20 protein-coding genes and 1 tRNA gene are annotated in these 24321 nt (G+C 60.3%); 9 read left to right on the top strand and 12 right to left on the bottom strand.

Going from position 1 to position 24321, the window contains the following annotated elements:
* Window positions 1-13: 13 nt before the first annotated feature.
* The 4 genes from BN1241_RS12490 (at window position 14) to BN1241_RS01315 (ending at window position 5202) form a co-directional block, all read left to right on the top strand.
* Window positions 14-1873, top strand: coding sequence for a TPM domain-containing protein (locus BN1241_RS12490; protein ID WP_054951939.1), 1860 nt, complete (start codon window positions 14-16; stop codon window positions 1871-1873).
* Window positions 1874-1981: 108 nt separating this feature from the next.
* Window positions 1982-2740 carry a PspA/IM30 family protein gene (locus BN1241_RS01325; RefSeq protein WP_054951938.1) on the top strand — a complete coding sequence of 253 codons (759 nt, stop codon included), beginning with the start codon at window positions 1982-1984 and terminating at the stop codon, window positions 2738-2740.
* Window positions 2741-3001: 261 nt separating this feature from the next.
* A complete protein-coding gene (locus BN1241_RS01320) occupies window positions 3002-3712 on the top strand; it encodes a response regulator transcription factor (RefSeq protein ID WP_054951937.1) in 711 nt (236 codons plus the stop codon).
* A 2-nt stretch (window positions 3713-3714) separates the two neighbouring features.
* Window positions 3715-5202: a sensor histidine kinase gene (locus BN1241_RS01315; protein WP_054951936.1), complete on the top strand. Its 1488-nt coding sequence runs from the start codon at window positions 3715-3717 to the stop codon at window positions 5200-5202.
* Between the two features lie 271 nt (window positions 5203-5473).
* Here the strand turns inward: BN1241_RS01315 and BN1241_RS01310 are convergent, their stop codons facing one another.
* Entirely contained in the window at window positions 5474-6223 is a 750-nt protein-coding gene (locus BN1241_RS01310; protein WP_054951935.1) for a lysophospholipid acyltransferase family protein, read from the bottom strand.
* Entirely contained in the window at window positions 6220-7014 is a 795-nt protein-coding gene (locus BN1241_RS01305; protein WP_054951934.1) for an SDR family NAD(P)-dependent oxidoreductase, read from the bottom strand. Before BN1241_RS01305 ends, BN1241_RS01310 begins: the two co-directional genes overlap by 4 nt.
* 131 nt (window positions 7015-7145) lie before the next feature.
* On the opposite strand from BN1241_RS01305, the gene BN1241_RS12715 reads away from it, so the two are divergent.
* A complete protein-coding gene (locus BN1241_RS12715; protein ID WP_054951933.1) occupies window positions 7146-8501 on the top strand; it encodes an HD domain-containing protein in 1356 nt (451 codons plus the stop codon).
* Window positions 8502-8595: 94 nt separating this feature from the next.
* A complete protein-coding gene (locus BN1241_RS01295) occupies window positions 8596-10611 on the top strand; it encodes a M3 family metallopeptidase (RefSeq protein WP_077138216.1) in 2016 nt (671 codons plus the stop codon).
* Between the two features lie 320 nt (window positions 10612-10931).
* Here BN1241_RS01295 and groL read toward each other — a convergent pair whose 3' ends face one another.
* The 3 genes from groL to BN1241_RS01280 all read right to left on the bottom strand — a co-directional run bounded on the left by groL (window position 10932) and on the right by BN1241_RS01280 (window position 13682).
* A complete protein-coding gene (gene groL / locus BN1241_RS01290; protein WP_054951931.1) occupies window positions 10932-12554 on the bottom strand; it encodes a chaperonin GroEL in 1623 nt (540 codons plus the stop codon).
* 183 nt (window positions 12555-12737) lie between these two features.
* Window positions 12738-13409 carry a LytR C-terminal domain-containing protein gene (locus tag BN1241_RS01285; protein ID WP_147599174.1) on the bottom strand — a complete coding sequence of 224 codons (672 nt, stop codon included), beginning with the start codon at window positions 13407-13409 and terminating at the stop codon, window positions 12738-12740.
* Window positions 13410-13427: 18 nt separating this feature from the next.
* Window positions 13428-13682, bottom strand: coding sequence for a DUF3263 domain-containing protein (locus tag BN1241_RS01280; protein WP_054951929.1), 255 nt, complete (start codon window positions 13680-13682; stop codon window positions 13428-13430).
* 33 nt (window positions 13683-13715) lie between these two features.
* Here BN1241_RS01280 and BN1241_RS01275 point away from each other — a divergent pair, with 33 nt between their 5' ends.
* A complete protein-coding gene (locus BN1241_RS01275; protein ID WP_054951928.1) occupies window positions 13716-14390 on the top strand; it encodes a uracil-DNA glycosylase in 675 nt (224 codons plus the stop codon).
* 15 nt (window positions 14391-14405) lie between these two features.
* Here BN1241_RS01275 and BN1241_RS01270 read toward each other — a convergent pair whose 3' ends face one another.
* The gene (locus tag BN1241_RS01270; protein WP_054951927.1) at window positions 14406-15083 is read right to left on the bottom strand and encodes a helix-turn-helix transcriptional regulator; all 678 of its coding nucleotides are present in this window, start codon (window positions 15081-15083) and stop codon (window positions 14406-14408) included.
* 131 nt (window positions 15084-15214) lie between these two features.
* Here BN1241_RS01270 and BN1241_RS01265 point away from each other — a divergent pair, with 131 nt between their 5' ends.
* The gene (locus BN1241_RS01265; protein WP_054951926.1) at window positions 15215-16144 is read left to right on the top strand and encodes an Fpg/Nei family DNA glycosylase; all 930 of its coding nucleotides are present in this window, start codon (window positions 15215-15217) and stop codon (window positions 16142-16144) included.
* A gap of 168 nt (window positions 16145-16312) precedes the next feature.
* Here BN1241_RS01265 and BN1241_RS01260 read toward each other — a convergent pair whose 3' ends face one another.
* The 3 genes from BN1241_RS01260 to BN1241_RS01250 are packed head-to-tail and all read right to left on the bottom strand — an operon-like array spanning window position 16313 to window position 19225.
* Window positions 16313-16651 carry a metal-sensitive transcriptional regulator gene (locus BN1241_RS01260; protein ID WP_054951993.1) on the bottom strand — a complete coding sequence of 113 codons (339 nt, stop codon included), beginning with the start codon at window positions 16649-16651 and terminating at the stop codon, window positions 16313-16315.
* Window positions 16652-16689: 38 nt separating this feature from the next.
* Window positions 16690-18957 carry a heavy metal translocating P-type ATPase gene (locus BN1241_RS01255; RefSeq protein ID WP_054951925.1) on the bottom strand — a complete coding sequence of 756 codons (2268 nt, stop codon included), beginning with the start codon at window positions 18955-18957 and terminating at the stop codon, window positions 16690-16692.
* A 58-nt stretch (window positions 18958-19015) separates the two neighbouring features.
* Window positions 19016-19225, bottom strand: a complete 210-nt coding sequence (locus BN1241_RS01250; protein WP_054951924.1) for a heavy-metal-associated domain-containing protein — start codon at window positions 19223-19225, stop codon at window positions 19016-19018.
* Window positions 19226-19392: 167 nt separating this feature from the next.
* Here BN1241_RS01250 and ppc point away from each other — a divergent pair, with 167 nt between their 5' ends.
* The gene (gene ppc, locus BN1241_RS01245; protein ID WP_230198222.1) at window positions 19393-22185 is read left to right on the top strand and encodes a phosphoenolpyruvate carboxylase; all 2793 of its coding nucleotides are present in this window, start codon (window positions 19393-19395) and stop codon (window positions 22183-22185) included.
* Window positions 22186-22920: 735 nt separating this feature from the next.
* On the opposite strand, the gene BN1241_RS01240 is transcribed toward ppc, so the two are convergent.
* From BN1241_RS01240 to BN1241_RS01230, 3 genes are all read right to left on the bottom strand, one after another.
* Window positions 22921-22993, bottom strand: a tRNA-Thr gene (locus BN1241_RS01240).
* Between the two features lie 61 nt (window positions 22994-23054).
* Window positions 23055-23867 (bottom strand): thioredoxin domain-containing protein, encoded by an 813-nt coding sequence (locus BN1241_RS01235; protein WP_054951923.1) that lies wholly within the window; start codon window positions 23865-23867, stop codon window positions 23055-23057.
* A gap of 62 nt (window positions 23868-23929) precedes the next feature.
* The gene (locus tag BN1241_RS01230) at window positions 23930-24313 is read right to left on the bottom strand and encodes a hypothetical protein (RefSeq protein WP_054951922.1); all 384 of its coding nucleotides are present in this window, start codon (window positions 24311-24313) and stop codon (window positions 23930-23932) included.
* Window positions 24314-24321 lie beyond the last annotated feature (8 nt).

The raw sequence follows: 24321 nt of genomic DNA, 5'->3' as shown, positions 1-24321 counted from the left end.
GTAAGGCCGCCTGATGATGCGAGACTTCCCCGCTGTTGAGCCGTTCCGCCCCACGGACCTGCTAACTGATTCCGACGGTGTTGTTGCTGATCAGGGCGCTGCCGAGGACGCTCTCTACCAGCTCGCTGACGAGACGGGACACGAGGTTTACGTCATCTTCGTTCCCGATTTCGGTAACCTCGGACCGAGCGAGTGGGCTTCACAGTCCAGCAATTCGGTCCTCGATCAGGACGATGCGCTCATTGCGATCGCGACCGACACGACGGAAGTTGGCTACTGGGCGCTGGATCCGGATGTCGCGAACGATGTTGAAGCCGCGATCATCACGGCCCGACCAGATTTGCGTGAGGGCGACTGGAATGCTGCCATCACCACCATCACCGATGAGCTGTCAGCCGAGTCCTCTAGTGGCGGCACCGGCATCGGTGTCGTCTTAGGAATTGTCGTTGTCGCTATTCTCGCCCTCATCGGCTTTTCAATGTTCCGCAAGTCCCGCAACCGCAAGGCAAAGGAGCAGCGGGAGGCCGAGTCTCTCGAGGCTCTCAGCAAGCGGGCAGCCACTGCCCTCATCGAAGCTGACGATGGGGTGCGTGAATCCGCTGCCGAGCTCGAGTTCGCGCGCGCCGAATTCGGTGTCCAGGCCACCGTCAAGTTCGACGAGGCCCTCACCAAGGCACGTGAAGAGGTCAGTCAGGCCTTCGAGTTCCGCAAGCTCCTGGACGACAACATTCCAGACACACCGCAGGAACAGCACCGCTATTACACCGGGATCCTCGAGCACACGGCTAAGGCCCGCCAGTACATTGGGGAGCAGGAAGAGGAGTTCGCAAGGTTGCGGAATATGAACGCCCGCGTTCACGACGTGCTCGCCGAACTCGAGGTCCGAATCTCAGAGATTGGCCCCCAGATTTCTTCCGCCCAGGCCCAGATCGACAACCTCGCCTACAAGTTCCCGCCTGCCGCCCTCCAAACCATCAAGGGTTACCCGGGACAGATCACAAGCCTGCTCGGTGCGGCACGGGAAGCTGTCACGAAGGGTAAGGCTCAGGTTGAGCAGAATCAGCGCAGTGAAGCCTCCGTCTTCGCCCGCATCGCCGAAGACCACGTCCAGCAGGCCTCGAAACTGTTGACGGAAGTGAACGAGGCAGATCAGACCCTCAATAGGGCGAAGCAGGACCTCCAGGCCGCCATCGCCTCTCTCTCCTCCGACGTGGCAGACGCCAAGCGCCTCGGTGGGGAAGACCCGATCATCCACGCCCGCAAGGTCAACGCCGAGCAGGCCCTCGCCTACGCAACAAACAGCCAAACGGATCCGATCAAGGCCCTCCGCGACCTCGAGGAAGCAGAGACGCTGATCGATGCGGCGCTCGCCGGCGTCCGCGAAGAAGAAGAGAACCAGCGTCGTCTCGCCAGCGGCGTTGACCGCGCACGCGCCTCTGCCGAGCTCGCGGTCCGCAGCGCCGACTCCTTCATCAACGCCAACCGCCAATTCGTCGGCTCCGCCGCCCGCACCTCCCTCTCCACCGCGATGTCCAACATCTCACGCGCGGAGAAGAGCAGAGACTTCCAGCAGCAGCTCTCCCTCTACCGGGCTGCGGAAACCTCCGCCCGTCAAGCCGAAACCCAGGCCAGGAACGACTTCAATTCGGGCCCCGACTACCACGGTGGTTATCGACGCCACCACCATGACGAGCGTGGCTTTGATGGCATGATCCCGGGGCTCATTATTGGCTCGATACTCTCCGGCGGTTTCGGGGGCGGCAACCGCGGTGGCGGATTCAGTTCCGGCTCCTTCGGTGGTGGCGGCTTCGGAGGCTTCGGCGGAGGCGGAGGAGGCGGTGGCGGAGGCTTCGGTGGCGGCATCGACTTCTAGTTCGCTTTCCACCAAGTACACCAGCCCGATACCTAGTTCCAATCACAAACCTGTTCCAGTCAATCCACCTAGTTTGCCCAACAACATCGTTCCAACGAAAGGTTCATCATGGCAGAAAAGCAATCCATCCTCGGACGCATTAACCAGCTCGCAAAGGCCAACATCAACGCGCTTCTCGATCGTGCAGAAGACCCTCAGAAGATGCTCGACCAGCTCGTGCGTGACTACACCAACTCCATCTCCGAAGCAGAGGACGCTATCGCAGTCACGATCGGTAACCTCCGCCTGGCAGAGGCAGACCACGCCGAAGATCTTGCCGAAGCCGAGGACTGGGGCCGCAAGGCCATTGCCGCCTCCGATCGTGCCGAACAGTTCCGCTCCGCCGGTGATGATGCGAACGCGAAGAAATTCGATGATCTTGCGAAGGTTGCGATCACGAAGCAGATCAATGCCGAGAACGAGGCCCGTTCCGCGGAGCCGATGATCACCTCCCAGAACCAGGTCGTGGATCAGCTGAAGGATGGTCTGCAGACCATGCACCAGAAGCTGGAAGAGCTCAAGTCGAAGCGCAACACTCTCGTTGCTCGCCAGAAGTCCGCGCAGGCTCAGGCACAGGTCCAGCAGTCCATGGCATCCATCAACGTTCTCGACCCGACCTCGGAGATCTCCCGTTTCGAGGAGCAAATCCGCCGCGAAGAGGCAGCCGTGGCTGGTCGTGCTGAGCTCCAGGGCAACTCCCTGCTTGATCAGTTCGCTGAACTCGAGGATGCTTCGCAGGCAACCGAGGTAGAGGCACGCCTTGCCGCTCTCAAGGCCGGCAAGAAGGAAACCCCCAGCATCGAAGCTGGCGACACCACCATCTACTAATCTCTGCCCTGGCAGAATGAATTGGGGACCCCGGTCGGGGTCCCCAATCTGTATCACTTCATCACTTGAATTCTGATCTGAATTCTTGTCCGTCTGATTCGAACGACTTAATCTTCGCTTAACTTTCTGGACCGAGTCCCGAAGAAAACTGGAAATTTTTGCAAAGCCACGGAGCGCCCCTACCGGGGTGGGGAGTCATGGGTGGAACATTGAGGAAACTTGACCCGGTTTCACAGCGGGCATCCAGCAAACTTTAAGAAGATGACGATTATGAGTGCAGAAGCAAAGATTCTTGTTGTTGACGATGAGCCGTCGATCCGTGAGCTCCTAAGCGCATCCCTGACCTTCGCTGGGTTCGATGTGCGCATCGCTGCGGATGGGCACGAGGCTATTTCCCAGGTGTCGTTCGTTCACCCCGACCTTGTTGTCCTCGACATCATGTTGCCGGACATGGACGGCTTTGAAGTGCTGAAGAAGCTCCGGGAGCACGAACCAAATCTTCCCGTCCTGTTCCTCACGGCAAAGGATGACATTCAGGACAAGGTGCGCGGACTGTCCGTGGGCGGTGACGACTACGTGACGAAGCCGTTCTCCCTCGAGGAGGTCGTGGCCCGCATTCGCGCCATTCTCCGCCGCACGAGCGATGAACGGGAGGAAGGCAACATTGTGTATGCCGATCTCGTCCTGAACGAGGACTCGTACGAGGTGCACCGCGCAGGTGTCAGCATTGAACTGTCCCCGACCGAGTTCAAGCTTTTGCGCTACCTCATGATTAACGCGGAGCGTGTGGTCTCGAAGGAACAGATCATCGATCACGTGTGGGACTACAACTGGGATGGTGAGATCTCAATTGTCGAGTCCTACATTTCCTATCTGCGTCGCAAGATCGACTCTTCCGCGGCCCTCGGGGTTGAGGTGACGCCTCTCATTCACACGAAGCGCGCTATCGGATACGTGCTGCGCGAGAAGTAATCTTGCGTAACGAAAAGAGCCTGACCGGCAGGCTTGTTGCTCTCTACGTCCTGGTCCTCACCTTCGCACTCGGTGGGGTGTTCGTCAGCACCATGACGGTCATGAACCAGGTCCTCACCAACCAGGTGGACGAGGACCTCAAGTCCTCCGGTGCCACGGTCGCGCAACAGACCTTTAACGCGTTGGCGGGGACAAACGTTCAGGTTGTTCCCTCCCCCTACTACATTTACGTCCAGAACTCCGCGGGCGCTGACTGGCACTACATGTCGCCGTCCATGAAGGAGCGCTACGGCACCCCGCAGGACGTCACAGTCGTCTTCGACAGTGAACCGTCAAAGCCGCAGACAATACCCGGAACAAAGCTGCATACGAGTTGGCGGGCGATCTACCTGCCGACCGTGTCCGAACAGTTCCCCGCGGTCGCGATCGCCTATCCGCTCTCGGATTTGGAGGACACGAAGACGCAGATGATGCTCATCCTGCTCATCATCGCCGTCGTCATCGTCGCCGTCGGCGCGCTCCTGTCCTATGTCATTGTTCAACACTCCCTCAAACCCCTTCGCATCATCGAGCACACGACCCGTCAGATCACCCAGGGCGACCTGACTATCCGCGTGCCAACGGAAAACATGGGGATCGAAGTGGGGCACCTTGCTGGGTCGATCAACATCATGCTCGGCCAAATCGAAAGCGCCATGACCGCACGTGCTCGTTCCGAAAGCAAGGTCCGCCAGTTCGTTTCCGATGCCTCCCACGAGCTACGCACCCCGCTTGCCTCGGTACGGGGTTATGCGGAGCTATATCGCATGGGAGGGATCGGCCCCGACAAGGTCGATCAGGCCATGGAGCGGATCGAATCCGAGGCACGCCGCATGGGAGGGCTGGTCGAAGACCTCCTGCAGCTCGCACGCCTCGACGAATCCCGCCCCCTCAATATTGCTCCGGCCAACCTCACCGACCTCGCCCTCAGCGCAGTCCTGGACTTCCAGGCACGAACCTCCAACTATCCCGCACAGGTCACGGGCCTGTTCGGTGGTGAACCGGACGAAGTGATCGCCCTCGTTGATCGGGACAAGATCACCCAGGTGATCTCGAACCTGCTCTCCAACGTCCTTCAGCACACCCCACCCGGCACAACGGTTGATGTTGCAGTCGGTACGGAACAGGTGCGGGCAGTAACGGGAATGGTGACGATGGCGGTTATTGAGGTGCGCGATCACGGCCCCGGCATCCCGCCCGAGAACCGTGAGAAGGTTTTTGAACGCTTCTACCGCGTCGACACGTCACGGTCGCGAGCTTCGGGTGGTTCGGGACTGGGACTTGCCATCGTTCACTCGATTGCATCCGCCCACCACGGTTCAGCGAACATCTCCGAAACTCCCGGGGGCGGCACAACCGTGTCCCTCAACTTCCCCATCCTCAACAGCACCAGCTCGGGGCAACGCATCGTTTCCCCCGCCACCCCGCGTGAGGACGACCTGCCCGAATAGGGATCCGCGAGCGCTCAGAGTCTCACTCGATCAATCACACGGGCCGGCTCGAGCGCACATTGCTGATCGATCACCAGCCGGCAGGCCTGGATTCAGTACTTACTGCCGGTCGCAGGTTTCGGGTATGCACAAGCGTAATAGGCACCAACCTAATGAGTGCCAGGCAAGTGAATACCAACATGACCAGTACCAAGTGGGGTGCCCGGTGACGATCCATTTAGATCGAGACCGGGCACCCCACTGCTGCTTATGCGCTTACTGTGAAGGCTTGTTACGCGGCGTCGAGGTCCACGCCTTCGCCGGTGTGTGGGTGTCCGGTTGCTCGCATGGTGAAGACGCAGGCGCGGATGCGGGCGTTGTAGTGTTCCACGGTTTCACCCGGCAGTGCGGTCATGGGGCTGCCGAGCACGAGTTTGACCCGGGGCCGGCCGAGCTTTGGCCAGACTGCTCCCACGGGCATGGCGTCATGTCCGCCAATCAGTGCGACGGGAACGATCGGGACGGAGAGTTTTTGGGAGAGAGCAGCGGCACCGGCCTTGAATTCGCCCATCCGGCCATCCCGCGACCTGGTGCCTTCGGGGAAAATCAGGATCGGGACTCCGGCTTTAAGGAGGCGCCCGGTCATGCCGGCCGCGGGGCTGGGACCTTCCTTCATTTCCAGCCCCTTACCCGTGACCTTCTTGACCTTGCCCTTGCGTTCAATCGGGTAGGTGTTGAAGAAGAGCGCAGTGAGGCGGGAGATAAAGCGCCGGCGATAGAAGTAGTCGGCTGCCGCCCCGGTGGCGAGTCGTTCGGTCATGTGCTCCGGCAGGAGCGTAAACATCATCGGCGCATCGAGGTGACTCGAGTGGTTGCCGACAACAATGTAGGCACCTTCCATCCCCGCCACCGATTCTTCCCCTTCGATGGAGGTGGAGAGGATGGTGGTGATGAGGGGACGGGCGACGGTCTTCCGAATAAAGGAACGGAGGGACCTGTGACGCCGTGACGTGTATTGGCGTAGCGGATGCAGCTGGCTCATTGACGCCCCTTATTGATCTTGCTGACGACGGAGCGTACGGCCGATTTGGGTCCGCTCTGCGCCAGGAAGGCAATCACCTTAAATCGCTTCGAGGGGATTGATATAGCTTTTCCACGCTCGGTGTCCGCCAGGCATTCGCTGACAACCCGTTCCGGCTGGAGCCAGAGGAAATCGGGAATCGAAGAGGTTTTAACGCCGGTGCGCTGGTGGAATTCGGTCCGCACCCAGCCAGGCATGAAGGCCGTGACATGGACGCCGTGGTCGCGGAGCTGAAGGTAGAGCGATTCGGAGTAGGTTTTCACCCAGGATTTGATGGCGGAGTAGCCGCCCATGGGCACCAAGCCGGAGACGGATGCCGTGTTGATGATGACCCCGTGTCCGCGTTCCTTCATGGCAACGCTCGCGGCCGCACCGAGCTCAAGCACGGCCCACAGCATGACAGTCAACCCTTCCTTGTGGATGTCAAGGTTCGTGGTCACGAGGGGCTCGTACAGGCCAGCACCAGCATTGTTAATGAAGACTTCGATGGGCTTCTCACTATCCGAGAGGCGCTCCGCGACCAGTGCCCGATCACGCTCCACGCCGAGGTCAGCCTTCAGCGTCTCAACCGCGACACCGTAGCGCCACTCGAGCTGCTTTGCGGTCCGTTCAAGCCGGTCACCGCTACGCGCCACCAGCACGAGGTCGAGGCCGCGCTCGGCTAGTTGCCGAGCAAATTCAAGCCCAAGACCGGAGGTGCCGCCGGTGATGAGAGCACGCCCCGTCAAGCGAGGTTCGGTGCTGGTCGCCATGGCTGATCCTTCCTTTCTTATCTTCCACCTAGGTTAGTGCACGAAAGCACAGAACGTGACGATGGTCAGTCGCGAACTCGCGCGATAGGGTCTAGACTTCCGGATGATCGCAGAAAGGCAATGCACTCCAGATGGACTATCCGCAGTGGCTTCTCCCCACGTACGTGCGTAGCGCACGAGCAGCCGGGGCAACGGCATCCGAGCAGGAGATCACGGCCGCAGGGCAGCGCCTGCTGGAAATGTGGGCAGGCCCCACCCGCCACCACCATAATCTGCACCACGTGTGCGATGTTCTGTCCCGTGTCACCACACTCGCACCGGAGACCCACAATCCCGATCTGGTGCGCCTTGCGGCCTTCTATCACGGCTGTGTCTTTTCCACTGCCGAGAAGGACACGTACACGCGCAACGGTGGCGAGAACGAAATTGAATCGGCTGCCGTAGCAAAGAACGAACTGAGTTCCCTTGGTCTGTCGACCAAGTCCGTTGATCGCATTGCCGAACTTATTATTGGGCTGAAGAAGCAACCGAGCGAAGCCGACCCCTCGGCAACCACGGCCCTCAATGCGATTGATATCGACAAGCTGGCCCTGCGCGATGCTCACCTTGGTGGGCTCGCTGCCGGCCCTCAGAAGTACGCCAAGTATTTGGAGACGGTTCAGGCCGAGTACGAGCATATTCCCGAGGAGGACTTCCTACGTGCACGGCAGAAGATCATTGGGAAGCTTCTTGCCCGCAAGCATCTCTTTCTTTCACCACTTGGCCGCCAGTGGGAGGTTCCCGCACGGGAGAACCTGATGGCTGAACTCGACAGGGTCGAAGCGAAGCTTGCGAAGATCGCCCCCGCCATCCCCGCCGAAACCGAGCCACCGGCCGCCTGGGAACACCCTGTCGCGGGTGGTGTGGATGATGAGGGCTCCGAATCAGCACCCGAGTCGGCATCCCCAAGCTCTGCCTCCGATTCTCACGGCGACACCGGTGCGAACTCTGGCCTAGGTAACGACTCCTCCTCGGAGCAGGACGGAGCGCTTTCTCCAGAAGAGTACGAGCAGAAGCATCCCCAAGCCCCTCATTCACTGTTTGAGAAAATGTCGGACTTGGAGGTTGAGCCGTCACCGGCGCACGACCCGCTCCCCCGTCCTCTCGCCCAGGGTGCGATCCGCCGCCCCGACAATCTATCCTCCCTGGAGGACCTGCCCGACGAGGCAGATCCGGGGCCGGCTCCTCGGGAACTCACTCCCGCTGAGAAGAAGAAGGCGGAACGTGACGAGATTGCGCGCCAGATGCAGGAGAGGCTCATTCGCAGGCAGCAAATGTGCAATGCGAAGAAGGAGTCCGGCAGCGACGAGGTCCCGGAGCTCGATATTGCTCCGCCCCGCCACGAGCACCGTCACCCTGAGCGTTCACCGCGCTCCGCATCAACTCCCGATTGGGAGGAAGACGATGGCTCAGGACGGGCTGGGTTTGAGAGGGAACCCAACTACTAGCCCGCATCGCTCATAGCCTGAAACGGGATAAGCAACCACTGATTGTTTGAGGCCCGCCTCGAATCCGAATGCGGCGAAGGACTAGCATCGGGGTATGACGAATCCACTTCTAATCCCATCAAAGCTTCCCTACCGCGTACCCAATTGGGGGCAGATCAAGCCCTCCCATATACTTCCCGCTGCCCGGGAGGCCATGAAACGGCAGAAGGAAGCATGGGAGCAGATTGCGAGCAATCCCGAACCCGCCACGGTCGAGAACACGCTCGTTGCGGTGGACGAGGCCGGTGATGAATTCAGTCGAGTTCTCATGCCCGCCTATACCCTCTTCTCCTCCATCGGTGGCGATGAACTCGATGCGATCCAGGCAGAACTGGGTCCGGAAATGTCCGCGCACGGCAACCTGTTTTGGCTCGATCGCCGCATGTACGACCGCTACAACTCGATTGACCTCGAGGGAGCAGACGAAGAAACAAGCTATGTCGTATCCGAGACACTGAAGAAGTTCCGTCAGAACGGGATTGATCTGCCCGCCGAGAAGCAGGAAAAACTCAAGGAGCTCGACGCCGCACTGTCGAGCCTCGAGATCAGCTTCAGTCAGCGTGCCACGCGTGCCATGTCCGACAACGCCCTCGTTGTCTCCTCCCGCGAGGAACTTGATGGCATGACCGACGAACAGGTCGCCTCCCTCAAACAGTGCGACGGCACCTACCGCCTGCCGCTCCTCAACTTCACGAACCAGCCCCAGCTCGTTGACCTCGTCTCGCCAAAGACCAGGAAGGCTCTGCTTGATGCATCGATCAGCCGCGGGCTTGGCGGAGTGGAGACTTCCGATACTCGCCAGATCGTTCATGACATCGCCACTCTGCGCGCGCAACGCGCCGAGTTGCTTGGCGCACCCCACCACGCTCAGGTTGTGGCACAGCGTGGCATGGCCCAGGATTCGCAGGCAATCATCGACCTTCTGTCCACGGTTGGCGCAAGGGCCACCGCGGCTGTGGATCGGGAGCTTGAGGAACTGAAGTCCGTTGCTGGTGACAACGAGATCACGGCTGCTGACTGGACTCACTACCAGGAGCAGATTCGCGGCCAGGTGGCGGTTGATGATGCCGCTCTCGCCCCCTACCTCGCACTCACCAACGTTGTCGAGAAGGGCATTTTCTTTGCCGCAACAGAGCTCTACGGGATCACCTTCAATCTCCGCCCCGACATCCCCACCTACGTGGATCCGATGAAGTCGTGGGAGGTTCTCGACGAGGACGGCACCCCGATTGGTTTGTTCCAGGCCGACTTCTTTGCTCGCCCGGGCAAGTCCGGTGGCGCGTGGATGAACAGCCTCGTCCACCAGTCCCGCCGTGCCGGTACCCTCCCGGTTATTCAAAACAACTGCAACTTCGACGAACCGGCCCCGGGCACGGAACTGCTCCTCACGTGGGATCAGGTCGAAACTGTGTTCCACGAGTTCGGTCACGCCCTCCACGGCCTGCTGTCCGATACGTACTACACGTCAACGTCGGGCACTGCGGTGCCCCGTGATTTTGTGGAGATGCCGAGCCAGCTGAATGAGATGTGGGCCTACCATCCGAGGGTTCTCGCGAACTATGCCACCCACGTCGAGACTAGTGAGGCACTTCCCGCCGAACTCGCATCCCGCCTGTCAGCCTCGAAGACCTTCGGTCAGGGCTTTGCCACAACCGAGTTCGTGGCCTCCGCTCTGCTTGACCAGGCCTGGCACCGCCTCACCACCGATGACGTGCCACCCGCCTCCCAGATCGAAGAGTTCGAAGAGACCGCTCTCAAGCGTCTCGGAGTATTCCACTCCCTCGTTCCACCCCGCTACCGCACCGCGTACTTCAAGCACACGTTCGGTGGTGGCTACGATGCTGGTTACTACTCGTACATGTGGGCCGAAGTGCTCGTGGCCGACGTTGAGCAGTGGTTCATGACCGAAGGAGCAAAGGATGGTGATGGTGGGCTGAATCGTGAGGCTGGCACCATCCTCCGCCGCGAGCTCCTGTCCCGTGGTTCCTCCCGCGACCCCATGGAGTCATTCAAGGCCGTACGCGGCCGCGAACCCCGCGCCGAAGCCCTCCTCGAACGCCGCGGCCTCTAAGCACGCAGCTGTAGAGAACCACAAAAGAACAGGCTGAAGCTAAAACGAGGGTGTCCCCGCACGGTTGTGATTGTGCGGGGCACCCTCCTTTACTACCTCAAACCAGTTTTAAGCCCTTCTAACCAGTCAGTGATTATCACCCGGCTATTAACAAGTCCGGGCAATAACGAAAATTCTGTTGTTCCGTTGTTCATCCACATCCTGAACCACGAGAAAACTGTCTGAACCACGAGAAAACAAGAAACAGGCGGTAGATATGGCTGAGGGGAACGAGTTTCCCCGTTCCCCTCAGCCAGTAGTTCTTATCGAACTGGGTCTGCTTAGTACATGCCGCCCATGTCGTCAGCACCGGGTGCTGCAGGTGCAGCGGGCTCGGGCTTGTCAGCCACAACAGCCTCGGTGGTGAGGAACAGGGATGCGATGGAGGCGGCGTTCTGCAGGGCAGAGCGGGTCACCTTCACCGGGTCGTTGACGCCAGCCTTGAGCAGGTCGACGTATTCGCCGGTTGCAGCGTTGAGGCCAATGCCCTTGTCGGAGTTGGCGACCTTCTCAGCAACGACGCCACCCTCGAGGCCAGCGTTCTCAGCGATCTGCTTGAGCGGTGCGGAGACAGCGATGGAAACGATCTTCGCGCCGGTCTCTTCATCACCTTCGAGACCGAGGTCAACGAGAGCTTCCTTGGCTGCCTGGATCAGGGCCACGCCACCGCCGGGGACAATACCCTCTTCAACGGCTGCCTTCGCGTTGCGGACTGCGTCCTCAATGCGGTGCTTGCGTTCCTTCAGCTCAACCTCGGTAGCTGCACCGGCCTTGATGACGGCGACGCCACCGGCGAGCTTGGCGAGGCGCTCCTGGAGCTTCTCACGGTCGTAGTCGGAGGTCGAGTTCTCGATCTCGCCCTTGATCTGTGCCACGCGACCATCGATTGCTTCCTTGGTGCCAGCACCCTCAACGATCGTGGTCTCGTCCTTGGTCATGACGACCTTGCGTGCGGTACCGAGCAGGTCGAGGTCAGCGTTCTCCAGCTTGAGACCGACGGTCTCGGAGATGACCTGGCCACCGGTGAGGATCGCCATGTCCTGGAGCATTGCCTTGCGGCGGTCACCGAAGCCGGGTGCCTTGACGGCAGCGGACTTGAAGGTTCCACGGATCTTGTTAACGACGAGGGTTGCGAGTGCTTCGCCCTCGATGTCTTCGGAGATGATGACAAGGGGCTTGCCGGTCTGCATGACCTTCTCGAGCAGGGGCAGGAGATCCTTGACGTTCGAGATCTTCGACTCGACGAGGAGGATGTAGGCATCCTCGAGGACAACTTCCTGACGCTCAGCGTCGGTCACGAAGTAGGGGGAGAGGTAGCCCTTGTCGAAGCGCATACCTTCCGTCAGTTCAAGGTCGAGACCGAAGGTGTTCGACTCTTCAACGGTGACAACGCCTTCCTTGCCGACCTTATCGAGGGCTTCGGCGATGAGCTCACCGATGGTGGCGTCGCCTGCGGAGATTGCGGCGGTCGAGGCGATCTGCTCGCGGGTCTCGATCTCGGTGGCGTTGACGAGGAGGCGCTCGGTGATCGCTGCAACAGCGGTGTCGATGCCCTTCTTCAGCGCGATGGGGTTGGCGCCAGCAGCAACGTTGCGGAGGCCTTCGCGGACGAGAGCCTGGGCGAGAACGGTTGCGGTGGTGGTGCCGTCACCTGCGATGTCGTCGGTTTTCTTAGCAACTTCCTTGACCAGCTCGGCGCCGATGCGCTCGTAGGGGTCCTCGAGTTCGATCTCCTTGGCGATGGACACACCATCGTTGGTGATCGTGGGTGCGCCCCACTTCTTGTCGAGAACGACGTTGCGGCCCTTGGGGCCAAGCGTTACCTTGACGGTGTCTGCGAGGGTGTTGAGACCGCGCTCCATGGCGCGACGAGCATCCTCGTTAAAAGCAATGGTTTTAGCCATAGCGGTGATAATCCTCCACGTGGTGATCGGCCAACGCCCGCGACGGACGACCAGGAAACAGTCGGACTTTCCGATCGTTTCACTGACCTCATCGGCCGAAAATTTTCACTCTCACCTGGAGAGTGCTAATAAGATTCTGGCACTCTCAACCCTCGAGTGCAAGATGGGGGAGGGTTTCATCTGTCAGCGAATCACGATGAGAAGATCGTTCGCTCCGGTCATGCCGCCCGACTCCGCCCAATAGTCAATCGCGAGGGTTTGGGACACGTTCTGGGCGGTTGTATACAGGTCGTTGTTCGCGAAGTAGAGGGCGGTGGTTGCCGGGTTTGCGGCCGCGTAATCCTCGACCGTGATATTCGTGTATCCGGCTAGTCGTAGGGCCTCAACGGCCTGGTCTGCGCCACCGGGGATCCCGGTGCCGTTGTAGACGAGCACGGACGAATCGTAGGCCACGCCCTCAACCGGCGGCAGGGTTTCGATTGCCTCGGTTTCTTCCTCTGTTGGCTCTTCGGAAGGTGCCTCGTCATCGCCGGTTTCATCAGCGGGGCCAGTCGTGTCCTCTGTGGCTTCTTCGTCACCCGGGACGGTCGTGGCCTCCCCATCTGTCGGGGTTTCTTCCGGGGTTTCCTCGGGAGTCTTCTCGTCGGTATCCTCTGTGGTTTCCTCGATGAACGGGTTGGTCATGCCGTCCTGGCTCCACAATTCAACAAGGCCCCAGCCAGCAAGCGGTGCGAGAACAAGAACGGAGAGGAAGGGGATGGCGATGCGCCACGGGTTACGCTTCTTCCGGTGTGCCCCGCGCACCTGACGAGACTGCGCTAACTCGTCAAATTCATCCCTTGGATACTGCTCCACGCCGCCTACTTTATCGCGTTAAAGAGGAGAATGCGCACCTGTACCACCGCGCTCCCCAGCCCGACCATCACGCAGCCTCCGCAGGCGGGAGACCGTGACGGGGCGGGAGTAGATGGCATCCGGATGATCGAGGAGCAGGTTGAGCCGAATATGGTAACGCGTTGTCGACCATCCGAACGTCTGCCGTATCGCTTCGGCCTTCGTTTCAAACTCGGTTGACCAGTTTTCTTCCAGATCCAGGATCGCCAGATCTTCTTCACTCAACTCGGTCATGCCACCTCCAACGTTTCATCGTAACCTGATGGCATGGCGAACTCACTAACGGATCTCACGGCACCGGACTGGGCCGAAGCTCTCGCCCCGGTCGAAGACAACATTCATGCCATGGGGGACTTCTTGAGAGCTGAGCTGGCGGCGGGACGTACGTATCTGCCCGCGGGAGACCGCGTCCTTCGAGCATTCGGCACCCCACTTTCTCAGGTGAAAGTTCTGATCGTTGGCCAAGACCCCTACCCCACCCCGGGTCATGCCGTTGGCCTATCCTTCTCGGTTGAGCAAGCCGTTCGCCCGCTCCCCCGCTCCCTCACCAACATTTACAAAGAACTCGAAGCAGACCTGGGGATTCCGCCCGCCCCGTCGGGCGATCTCACGCCCTGGCAGAACGAGGGAGTCATGCTTCTCAACAGGGTCCTGACCGTCCGCCCCGGCAGCGCCGCCTCCCATCGGGGCAAGGGCTGGGAAGCGGTGACGGATCACGCAATCAGCACGCTCGCGGAACGAGATCAGCCACTGGTAGCGATTCTGTGGGGCAGGCAGGCGCAAGAACTCGCGCCCCTCCTGGGGGACACCCCAATCATTGCCTCGGCCCACCCCTCCCCGCTCTCAGCATCGCGTGGGTTCTTCGGGTCCAAACCTTTCAGCCGCACGAACGAACTGCTCGAAAAACAGGGAGCAACGGGGATTGATTGGCGGCTGGCCTAGTAGCCGAGCCCAGTCCTATTCGACCGTGATCGTCAGGCGGCACGCATCCGGTTCCGCAAAAGGCTCGACGAAGGCCCGGGCGGAAAGCCCCTTCTTCTCAATCACTTGATCGAGCATGCCTTGGTGAATATCGCACAGCCCCGCGGGAACCTCCTGACCCTCCGTCAGGAGCGGGCACTGGGTGAGGCTGAGGCATGCTGGGCGGGTCTGCAAGGGGCGCGGGGCGAAGCCCATGTCCGCCATGAGCGACGTAATGCCCTCCTCGGTGCCTTCCTTGGTGTCGAGCAGGCCGCTTGCCACCACGTTTTCGCCCCAGGTTTGGCCCCACCGATAACCATCGTGGTGGGCGGTCTCTGCCGGGAAGCTCCGCAGCGCGGAGTTGATGAGTCCAACAAGGTGGCGGGCGGGAGCACCCTGGCTGCCGGCCGTGGCCCGGTATTCTTTCCTGGGTCTACCGCGTCCCGTGGAGGGCATGGTCGCAACCGTGACAAGACCGTGGTCTTCGAGGACTGCGAGATGTTCACGGACCGTATTCGGGTGCGAATCGACCTCACGGGACAAATCGACAACGGTGGCTGGCTTACCCAAATCGACGAGAGCATCGAGTAGACGCCTCTGTTGGCGGGTGAGCAAAGCCGCCTGGTTCAGAGCCTCCGCCATCGGGCGCGGTCCACGCCTCGGTGTCGCAACCATGGTACCCTCCCTTAATAGTTACGGATCTTTCCTGACAATACCACGCGAACTGCAACCATCTCTGGGTCTCGTGACTCAAGGAGCGAGAATCAGTGGAGTCATGACCGTGGCTGAAACGCAAAAGGAGTCACATGCCTGAGGGGCACACCGTTCACCGGCTCGCCGGAGCACTGACAGAACTCTTCTCAGGACAGCGGCCCACCGTCACATCCCCGCAGGGCCGCTTTTCCCAGGGAGCAGCCAAACTCAACGGTCAACTCGCCCTCCCCGCAGAAGCCTGGGGAAAGCACTTCTTTATGCCCTTCTTCCCCGAAGAAACAACCGTGGAGCTCGGCGAGGATGGCCCCGACTGGCTCCACGTTCACCTCGGCCTGTACGGCTCCTGGTCATTCGATGGGGACCACGAGTTCATTGCAGAAGACACGATCGGTGCACCGCGCCGCCGGATCGGTGAACGCGAACGCCCGGTCGAGGGTGACGATGAGAGGCCGGTGTATGACTGGGAACCACCTACTCCTCGCGACACCGTCCGCATCCGCCTCGCCCAACCCCACGGGATTGCGGACCTGACGGGACCGAATCAGTGCCGAGTTCTGGAGGGCCACGAGGTTCGCACCATTTTGCGCAGGCTAGGCCCCGACCCGCTACGCAACAATCCAGGTGACCGCGAGCGCTTCATCCAGCTCGTGCGCAAGCGCAGGGTTCCCGTTGGTCAGCTGGTTCTCGACCAGGCCGTGACCGCAGGCCCGGGCAATATCTATCGGGCCGACTGCCTGTTCCGCGTGGGAATCAATCCGCTTCGCCCCGGCAACCGCGTCTCCGCCCACCGTCTCGGGCTGCTGTGGGATGACCTGGTGAGTGCCATGAACGAGGGGAAGCGGGACGGCATCATCCAAACGATCCCACCCGAATACACTCCTGAGGATCCGGCGGATGAGGCGGATGCCAGATTCGCGGTCTATCAGCGCAACGGGCGGGATTGCTGGCGGTGCGGGACGAAGATTGCGGAGATGGAGATGGCAGGAAGGCGCTTGTTCTGGTGCCCCGGATGCCAGCGTTGAACCCAGCCGCGCCTCGTGGTGTTTGTACTTTATGAATTGATCTAGACATGGCTGAGGGCTGGTCCCGTTTTGGGACCGGCCCTCAGCTCTTTCCACGCGAATTACCTGACGACTTTTCTTACGCGGTAGTCTTCCGGATTGTTTGCGTGAGCAGGCGTACCTGCTTGTTTAGGACTTGACGAGCCTCGTGATGGCGGCCATGGCCTCATCGATCTTGTCGTCGGCTTCCTTCCCACCCTTGCGTGCAGCATCAACCACGCAGTGGTCGAGGTGATCCTTCAGGAGGGAGAGACCCACGTTCTCCAGGGCACTCGTGAGTGCCGAGATCTGGGTGAGGATATCGATGCAGTACACGTCCTCATCAACCATGCGGTGAATGCCGCGGGCCTGGCCTTCGATACGGCGGAGGCGAGCCAAGTATTTTTTCTTGTCGTCACTGTAGCCGTGACCGTTGTGGTCGTGGCAGTGCGTCTCAGTTTCTTGAGATGCCTGTTCCGGGTTGTCAATGCCGGCACCGGTCGCCTGGTCTGTTGTGATGTCCTGGCTCATGCCGCTACCTCCTGTCTTGCGTGGGCCTTGAATCCGCGGAGCCTCAGCGAGTTGGAGACAACGAACACGGACGAGAATGCCATGGCTGCGCCGGCGAGCATGGGGTTGAGCATGCCGAGGGCGGCGAAGGGGATGGCAAGAGTGTTGTAGGCGAATGCCCAGAACAGGTTGCCCTTGATGGTTGAGAGGGTCTTGCGGGAGAGCCTGATCGAGTCGGCTGCGCTACGGAGGTCGCCGCGAATGAGAGCAATGTCGGCAGCCTCAAGCGCAACGTCGGTGCCGGTTCCCATGGCGAGACCAAGGTCTGCTTGGACGAGGGCGGGGGCGTCGTTGACGCCATCACCAACCATGGCCACGACCTTGCCCTGCTTTTGCAGGTCTTGGACAACGGCAACCTTGTCTTCGGGAAGCACTTCGGAGATCACGTTGTCGATGCCCACGCCTGCAGCGATGTGGCGAGCAACCTTGTCGTTGTCACCGGTCAGCAGGATCGTGTCGAGGCCGAGATCCTTGAGCTGCTGGATGGCTTCCTGGGAGGTGGGCTTGACCTGGTCGGCTACCACGAGGACTCCTCGCACCTGACCGTCCCAGCCGGCAGCAACCACGGTCTTGCCCTCGTTCTGCGCTTCGTGGAAGACAGACTCGAGGCCACCAAGCGGCATGCCTGACTCTGCGAGCATGGTGGGTTTACCAACGAGAACTGTGGTCCCGTCAACTGTTCCGGAAACTCCGTGACCTTCCCTGTTCTGGAAATTCTCAACCGGGGCGAGGGTACCGAGCTTGGCCTTCGCGCCGTCGGCGATTGCCTTGGCAATGGGGTGCTCGGAAGCATCTTCGAGGCTACCCGCATACCTCAGCAAAGTCTCTTCATCGGTTCCGGACACGCGGACCTGCTCGAGTGTCATGATTCCGGTGGTGACGGTGCCGGTCTTGTCGAGCACGATCGTGTCAACAGCCTTCGTTTGTTCGAGGACCTCGGGGCCCTTGATAAGGATGCCGAGCTGGGCTCCGCGCCCGGTTCCAACCAGGAGTGCCATCGGGGTCGCAAGCCCGAGTGCACAGGGACAGGCGATAATGAGGACCGCAACGGCCGCGGTGAACGCCATGTTCGCACTGTGGCCCGTAGCAAGCCAACCAATGAGGGTGATGAGGGAGATGGCGATGACGATGGGGACGAAGATGCCGGAAATGCGGTCAGCGAGACGCTGCACGTCAGCCTTACCCGACTGCGCATCCTCCACAAGCTTCGCCATCTGCGCCAGCTGAGTATCGGACCCAACCCGAGTGGCACGGACAACGAGGCGCCCGCCGGCGTTGACCGTTGCGCCGGTCACCAGGTCACCCACGCCCACCTCAACGGGCACGGATTCACCGGTGAGCATTGAAGCATCCACGGCGGAGGCACCCGAGATGACTTCACCGTCGGTTGCGATCTTTTCGCCGGGACGAACAACGAACTCGTCGCCTACTGCGAGCTGGGAGATGGGGATGCGCACTTCGGTGCCGTTTTTCAGGACCGACACGTCTTTGGCACCCATGTCCATGAGCGCCCTCATGGCCGAACCGGCCTCGCGCTTCGACTTCTTCTCGAAGTAGCGGCCGAGCAGAACGAACATGATGACGCCGGCAGCAACCTCGAGGTAAATATTTCCCTCACCGGATGCCTGGCTGGGGGTTAATTCAAAACCGTGGGTCATCCCCTTCTCGCCAGCAGTTCCGAAGAACAGGGCGTAGAGGGACCAAGCGAAGGCTGCGATGGTGCCGAGGGAGATGAGCGTATCCATCGTGGTCGCCCCGTGCTTGATGTTGGTCCAGGCGGCCTTGTGGAACGGGTACCCGCACCACACGACAACGGGTGCGGTGAGGGTCAGCATGAGCCACTGCCAGTTCGGGAACTGCAGGGCAGGGATCATGGAGATGAGAATGACCGGGACGGAGAGGATGACGGCACCAATGACGCGCTGACGCAGCCCGAGCATCTCCGCATCCATCGGCTCCTCATCGGAGCCGGAATCTGACGTTTCATCACGCGGCGGCTCGGGAAGGGTGGCGGAATAACCGGCTGCCTCAATCTCGGCAATTAGCTGGGCAGGATCGTAGCCCTGCGGGATCTCAACGCTTGCCTTCTCGGTCGCATAGTTGACCGAGGCGGTAACGCCCTCGAGCTTATTCAGCTTCCTTTCCACCCTGTTCGCACAGGAAGCACACGTCATGCCACCGACCTGAAGCTCTATCGAGTCGATAGAGAGACTCTTGGACATCATTACCCTCTTAATCTAGGAGCGGAAAGGAAACTGAATAGCGCAAATCAAAGGTTGCGACTTAGGCGCGGACCGCGGTGTAGCCGGCCTCGTCAACGGCAGCAATCACGTCAGCATCGGCGATCGGAGCGGACGAGTTGACGACGAGCTTGCCGGTTACGTGCGAGACCTCAACGGATTCAACACCAGCAATTTCCGATACTTCTTCACGAACGCTGGCCTCGCAGTGTCCGCATGTCATTCCCGTGACATCAAATTCAGTGGCAGTCATGTTTTCCCTTTCGGTACGGATACCCCCTGCGGGTATTCCACACCCAGGTTATACCCCGCAGGGGTATGTCGCAATGGGACGTATGTCCTAAAGCACGGCTGGACAGAGGGGCACCAGTAGCGAATTGTGGTTTAGAGTTGCGATTGTCCAAAAGACTAGGAGGACACGTGTCAGAGAATATTGAACGTGACGAGCGTGGCGGGGAAGATGCTGCCCTCCGCGCCGACGTCCGACGCCTCACCAGCATGCTTGGTAAGACCTTGGCCCAACAAAAGGGCGAGGATCTGCTCAACCAGGTGGAGCGCATTCGCCAGCTCGCGAAAGAAGCCCAGCAGTCAGATAACAGGGTTGCTGTTTTTGAGAAGATGGAGGAGGAGCTTCGGGATGTGCCCATGGACAGGGTCACCGATCTCGTGCGTGCCTTCACCCTCTACTTCCAGCTAGCCAACACGGCCGAGCAGAATCAGCGCACTCGCAGCCGCAACAATCGCGAGGATAACGAAGACTGGATCTCGCGCGCCGTTGCTCGCATCACCTCCTCCCTGGGTACGGAAGAACTCGACCGCATTGCCGCGTCCCTCGACATTCGTCTCGTCTTCACCGCGCACCCGACAGAAGCATCGCGCCGCGCGGTCCTCACGAAGCTCCGCAGGCTCTTCGAGGTACTCTCGATCGACACCGTTGAGGGCACGGCGGCACGCCGCCGTCAAGACCGCGACCTCGCCGAAGCCATTGAGCTCCTGTGGCAGACCGACGAGCTCCGCCAAACCGCGCCCACCCCGGTCGATGAGGCACGCAACCTCCTCTACTACCTCAAGTCCCTCTACACGGATGCTCTGCCCGGCACGGTTGCGCTTCTGACCGCCGAGCTCGAGGCAGTTGGCGTTGATTTCAGCCCCTCTGTAGAGCCCCTCAAGCTTTTCTCCTGGATTGGTGGTGACCGCGACGGCAACCCGTTCGTCACCCCGGCCGTGACCGCGGAGATTCTCCGCCTCCAAGCCAACGAAGCAATCGACCTTGCCCTCGAGAAGCTGGATGCTGGCTCGCAGGTCCTGTCGATCTCCTCCGTCCTTGTCGAACCGGACCAGGCCCTCCTCGACTCCATTGAGGCCGACCTTGAGGCCCTACCCAAGTTCCCCTCCTTCGTTGTTGATCTCTTCAAGGAAGAGCCTTACCGCCTCAAGATTGAGCTCATGAAGGGCAAGTACCTCAACACCCGCCAGCGTATCAACGAGGCCTCCGACCACGTGCCCGGCCACGACTACGCCAACGCCCAGGAAGTGCGTGACGATCTTGCGCTCCTCATTGGCGCACTGGAACGCACCGGATCCCAGCTCGTTGCGAACGGTCTCGCAGGAGACTTGCGCCGCACCCTCGGCGGCATCGGCCTCTCGCTCGCAGCAATCGACGTGCGCGAGCACTCCGCGAAGCACCACGAGCTCCTCGAACAGCTCTACGACCGCCTGTCGGATGGGGATGTGACGTACGGGGAGATGACGGACGAGCAGCGCACCGTTCTTCTCGGTGAAGAGCTTGCCTCCAAGCGGCCCCTAGCCGGCCCCGGCCTACACAACGGCACCCTGGGTCTCACGGATACGGCACAGAACACGTACGAGACCTTTGCGGAGGTCGCGAAGGCCCAGAAGATCTACGGCACGGACATTGCCGAGACCTACATTGTTTCCATGACCCACGGCGCGCACGACATCCTTGCCGCCGCCGTGATCGCCCGCGAAGCCGGCCTCATCGAAATGCCGAACGGCAACAACTCCGGCCGAGCCGATATCGGTTTCGTCCCCCTCCTGGAGGAGGTGCGTGAGCTGCGCATGGCGGGGGACATTCTCGAGCGCCTGTTCGAAGACCCGTCCTACCGCGAGATCGTTCGCCTGCGCGGCAACATCCAGGAAGTCATGCTCGGCTACTCCGACTCCAACAAGGACTCGGGCGTTCTCACTTCCCAGTGGGAGATCCACCAGGCGCAGCGCCGCCTGCGTGACATCTGCGCCAAGCACGATGTTGACCTGCGTCTCTTCCACGGCCGTGGCGGTTCCGTTGGTCGCGGTGGTGGCCCCACCTACGAATCAATCCTGTCCCAGCCTTACGGCGTGCTCGATGGTGCCATCAAGTTCACCGAGCAGGGCGAGGTTATTTCAGACAAGTACCTGCACCCTGAACTTGCTCGCGAGAACCTCGAACTAACCGTTGCCGCGGTCCTCGAAGGCTCCAGCCTGCACCGCGTCGCCCGCTCGGCGATCGAGGTCCAGGAGAAGCGCGACAAGCTTATGGACACCATGTCCGAGGCCGCCTTCCAGCGCTACCGTTCCCTCATCGATGACCCGGACCTGCCCGAGTACTTCGTGACCACCACCCCGGTGGAACAGCTCGGCATGCTCAACATCGGTTCCCGCCCCTCCAAGCGCACCACCGCAGACAAGGGCCTCGATGGCCTGCGTGCGATCCCCTGGGTGTTTGGCTGGACCCAGTCCCGCCAAATCATCCCCGGCTGGTTCGGTGTCGGCACCGCCCTGCGGGCTGCCCGCGAGGCCGGCAAGGAGAATGAGATCCGGGAGATGTACCAGACCTGGCACTTCTTCCGTGCCGTCATTTCGAACGTGGAGATGACCGCGAAGAAGACCGATCTTGGCATCGCCTCCCACTACGTGCGTTCGCTCGCACCCGAACGCCTCTGGCACCTCTTCGATCTCATCAAGGAAGAGTTTGCGATCACCATCGAGGAGATCGCGCTCCTCACCGGTGAGAACGAGCTCCTCGACTCCAACGAGGTCCTGAAGCGCACCCTCGAGGTCCGCGACCAGTACCTCCACCCGATTAGCTACATGCAGGTCAACCTACTCACCCGCATCCGCCAACTCGGCGAAGATGGCGCTGGAGAGGACATCAAGCGTGCTCTGCTGACCACGATCAACGGTATTGCCGCCGGCATGAGGAACACCGGCTGATCCGTACACACGATCAACCTGCGCCCCGGACACTCATCACGAGCCCCGGGGCGCAGTCATTTCAACTCACAACAAGCTTGTCGAACTCTCCGAGAAACCAGCAGCGTTGCTCGACCCTGCCAGGATCTGCCTAAGCCTACTTTGTCTCCTTTAGTTCCTTGGGTTATCGCCTCATCCGCCCAAGACATCCCGATCGTGGCGAATACCCACGCGAGGCAACCCCCTAAATGCTGAATAGGAGACCGTAAATATGTGCATATTACGCATCGATACGAACACGAAAGAAAATAGTACAATTCACACTTCGCGAATGAATATACAATTCCTAGCCATATGTGGGTAAAACAAGGTATTCTCTAATCAGGCCACACCAGTTATGAGGGGCATCCCATTAAACGGATGCCCCTCATTTCTATTCCAAAACCCTCATAAACAGGTTGGGACCGACGACTGCAAGGCCGTTGATTGGGAGAAGTCTCTAACGTCGCTTGCACCGCCCTGCGATCTGGAACATTTTACGCACCCTTAGGGTGAAGAAACAAAGGCTGCCTGCACTGCCAGATCACCTTCGTTCGGAGCTATCGTGAATGCCCCCAGAGGCTCAACCACTCTCACTCCTCACCACCATCAGTCACGTCTGATGAATGGTGTCCCGTAACGAAGTAGCTGCGCACGGTGGCCGGGAAATAGAACAAGGCCCCGATCTCGCTTGTGACGAATGCCGGGGCCTTGCAGAGCCACCTGTCGGATTCGAACCGACGACCGTCCGCTTACAAGGCGGGTGCTCTACCAGCTGAGCTAAGGTGGCGCGACGCGGATCAATTCTGCCAGATTTGAGCCTGGCAATGCCAACCCGCGTGCTGTGATCTCTATTCCTGAGTCGAGTCCTTCGGCTCGGCCAGACCGAGCATCGCCTTGAAGTCATTGTTGGCCCAGGCCGTTGTCTCTTCACCGTTCACGAGGACCGTGGGGGTGCCACGGTATTCCTTGAGAAACTCTGTCGTCACGGTGTTCGCCCATTCCAGGTCAGCCTCGTCCTCAATGCGGTCAACGATGTCAGAGGGAACCCCAGCATCGGATGCTGCATTACGAATATTGCCCCAGTCGGGGAGGGTAGAGGACCGGCCGTTGAGAACAGCGTCCGTGTCTTCAAAGACATTCTTGTGGAAGCCAGCCAGGTGCTCGGGCGAGTTCTCGGCAATGAACTTGAAGGCCGCGGCACCCTTGGCGGAGAAGTCGTTGTTCAAGATCGCAACCGGGTGGTACACGAACTCGGCATCCGCTTCAGCAACGAGGTCATTAATGTCGGCACCGTTCCACTGCTCGAGGTCGTTGCAGTAGGTGCACATGTAGTCAAAGTAGATGTCGACACGAGGCGCATCGGCCGAGAGTTCAGCGTTTTCGCCAATGATTGCGAAGCCGGTGGTGATTTCGGTGTTTTCCTTGACGACCGGTTCCACCTGGACTGCTACGGGATCGTAGTCGGGGCGGCCGTTCGCATCATCCTTGTTGCCATTGGAAACGATCGACCAGATCGCCACACCCACGAGCGCAATCGCTACGACGATGACGAGGATGGTGATGAGCTTGTTGCGCTTCGCGCGCTTAGCTTCCTGCTCCTGGAGTCTACGCGCCTTTTCGCGGGCTTCTGCCCGACGGTCTGCCTTGGTCTTATTGGCCATGATTTTTTCTTTCTAAACTTCTTCTTAACTGCTGATGGTCGCTTGCCCAATGTGAGGGAGGGTCAAGATAGTGGTGGGTCCCTCGATCCGACGCTGTCCGGGCCCTGCCAGCAGTCTGGCCGGATGTAGCCGGTCGTAACCGGCACCGGATCGGGCAACACCAGCGGCTCTACGGCACCGAAGAGCTGGCGCAGGTAGGCGCCCGCCGCTTCTTGGACCGCGACAGAGTTCGCGAGCACACCGAAGCTAATAAGAAGCGCGAGACCTGCCAGTTGTAAAAAGCTGGGGCCGAGAGCGGTTCCGCTCGCACATCCCGGATCCGCATGAACGAGACCGAGGTGGTGCAAGGCGGCATGTGTTGCACTCGTGCACTCGGCTCCAACCACCATGAGAACCGCCACGAGTGTGGGCACCGTGGCGGCAAGCAGTCGGAGACGGGTCGTCATGCGGCTCA

This window comes from Flaviflexus massiliensis, assembly GCF_001375495.1.
Lineage (GTDB): Bacteria > Actinomycetota > Actinomycetes > Actinomycetales > Actinomycetaceae > Flaviflexus > Flaviflexus massiliensis.
Note: the sequence above shows the minus strand (reverse complement) of the source record. Positions and strands in the feature narration are given on the sequence as shown.

Excerpts from the sequence above, each read along its gene's own strand:
- BN1241_RS01295 (WP_077138216.1), top strand. The coding sequence starts at position 8,596 with ATGACGAATCCACTTCTAATCCCATCAAAGCTTCCCTACCGCGTACCC.
- BN1241_RS01235 (WP_054951923.1), bottom strand. The coding sequence starts at position 23,867 with ATGGCCAATAAGACCAAGGCAGACCGTCGGGCAGAAGCCCGCGAAAAG.
- BN1241_RS01270 (WP_054951927.1), bottom strand. The coding sequence starts at position 15,083 with ATGGTTGCGACACCGAGGCGTGGACCGCGCCCGATGGCGGAGGCTCTG.
- BN1241_RS12490 (WP_054951939.1), top strand. The coding sequence starts at position 14 with ATGATGCGAGACTTCCCCGCTGTTGAGCCGTTCCGCCCCACGGACCTG.
- BN1241_RS01305 (WP_054951934.1), bottom strand. The coding sequence starts at position 7,014 with ATGGCGACCAGCACCGAACCTCGCTTGACGGGGCGTGCTCTCATCACC.
- BN1241_RS01310 (WP_054951935.1), bottom strand. The coding sequence starts at position 6,223 with ATGAGCCAGCTGCATCCGCTACGCCAATACACGTCACGGCGTCACAGG.
- BN1241_RS12715 (WP_054951933.1), top strand. The coding sequence starts at position 7,146 with ATGGACTATCCGCAGTGGCTTCTCCCCACGTACGTGCGTAGCGCACGA.
- BN1241_RS01230 (WP_054951922.1), bottom strand. The coding sequence starts at position 24,313 with ATGACGACCCGTCTCCGACTGCTTGCCGCCACGGTGCCCACACTCGTG.
- groL (WP_054951931.1), bottom strand. The coding sequence starts at position 12,554 with ATGGCTAAAACCATTGCTTTTAACGAGGATGCTCGTCGCGCCATGGAG.
- BN1241_RS01265 (WP_054951926.1), top strand. The coding sequence starts at position 15,215 with ATGCCTGAGGGGCACACCGTTCACCGGCTCGCCGGAGCACTGACAGAA.
- BN1241_RS01280 (WP_054951929.1), bottom strand. The coding sequence starts at position 13,682 with ATGACCGAGTTGAGTGAAGAAGATCTGGCGATCCTGGATCTGGAAGAA.
- BN1241_RS01320 (WP_054951937.1), top strand. The coding sequence starts at position 3,002 with ATGACGATTATGAGTGCAGAAGCAAAGATTCTTGTTGTTGACGATGAG.
- BN1241_RS01325 (WP_054951938.1), top strand. The coding sequence starts at position 1,982 with ATGGCAGAAAAGCAATCCATCCTCGGACGCATTAACCAGCTCGCAAAG.
- BN1241_RS01255 (WP_054951925.1), bottom strand. The coding sequence starts at position 18,957 with ATGATGTCCAAGAGTCTCTCTATCGACTCGATAGAGCTTCAGGTCGGT.
- BN1241_RS01250 (WP_054951924.1), bottom strand. The coding sequence starts at position 19,225 with ATGACTGCCACTGAATTTGATGTCACGGGAATGACATGCGGACACTGC.
- BN1241_RS01275 (WP_054951928.1), top strand. The coding sequence starts at position 13,716 with ATGGCGAACTCACTAACGGATCTCACGGCACCGGACTGGGCCGAAGCT.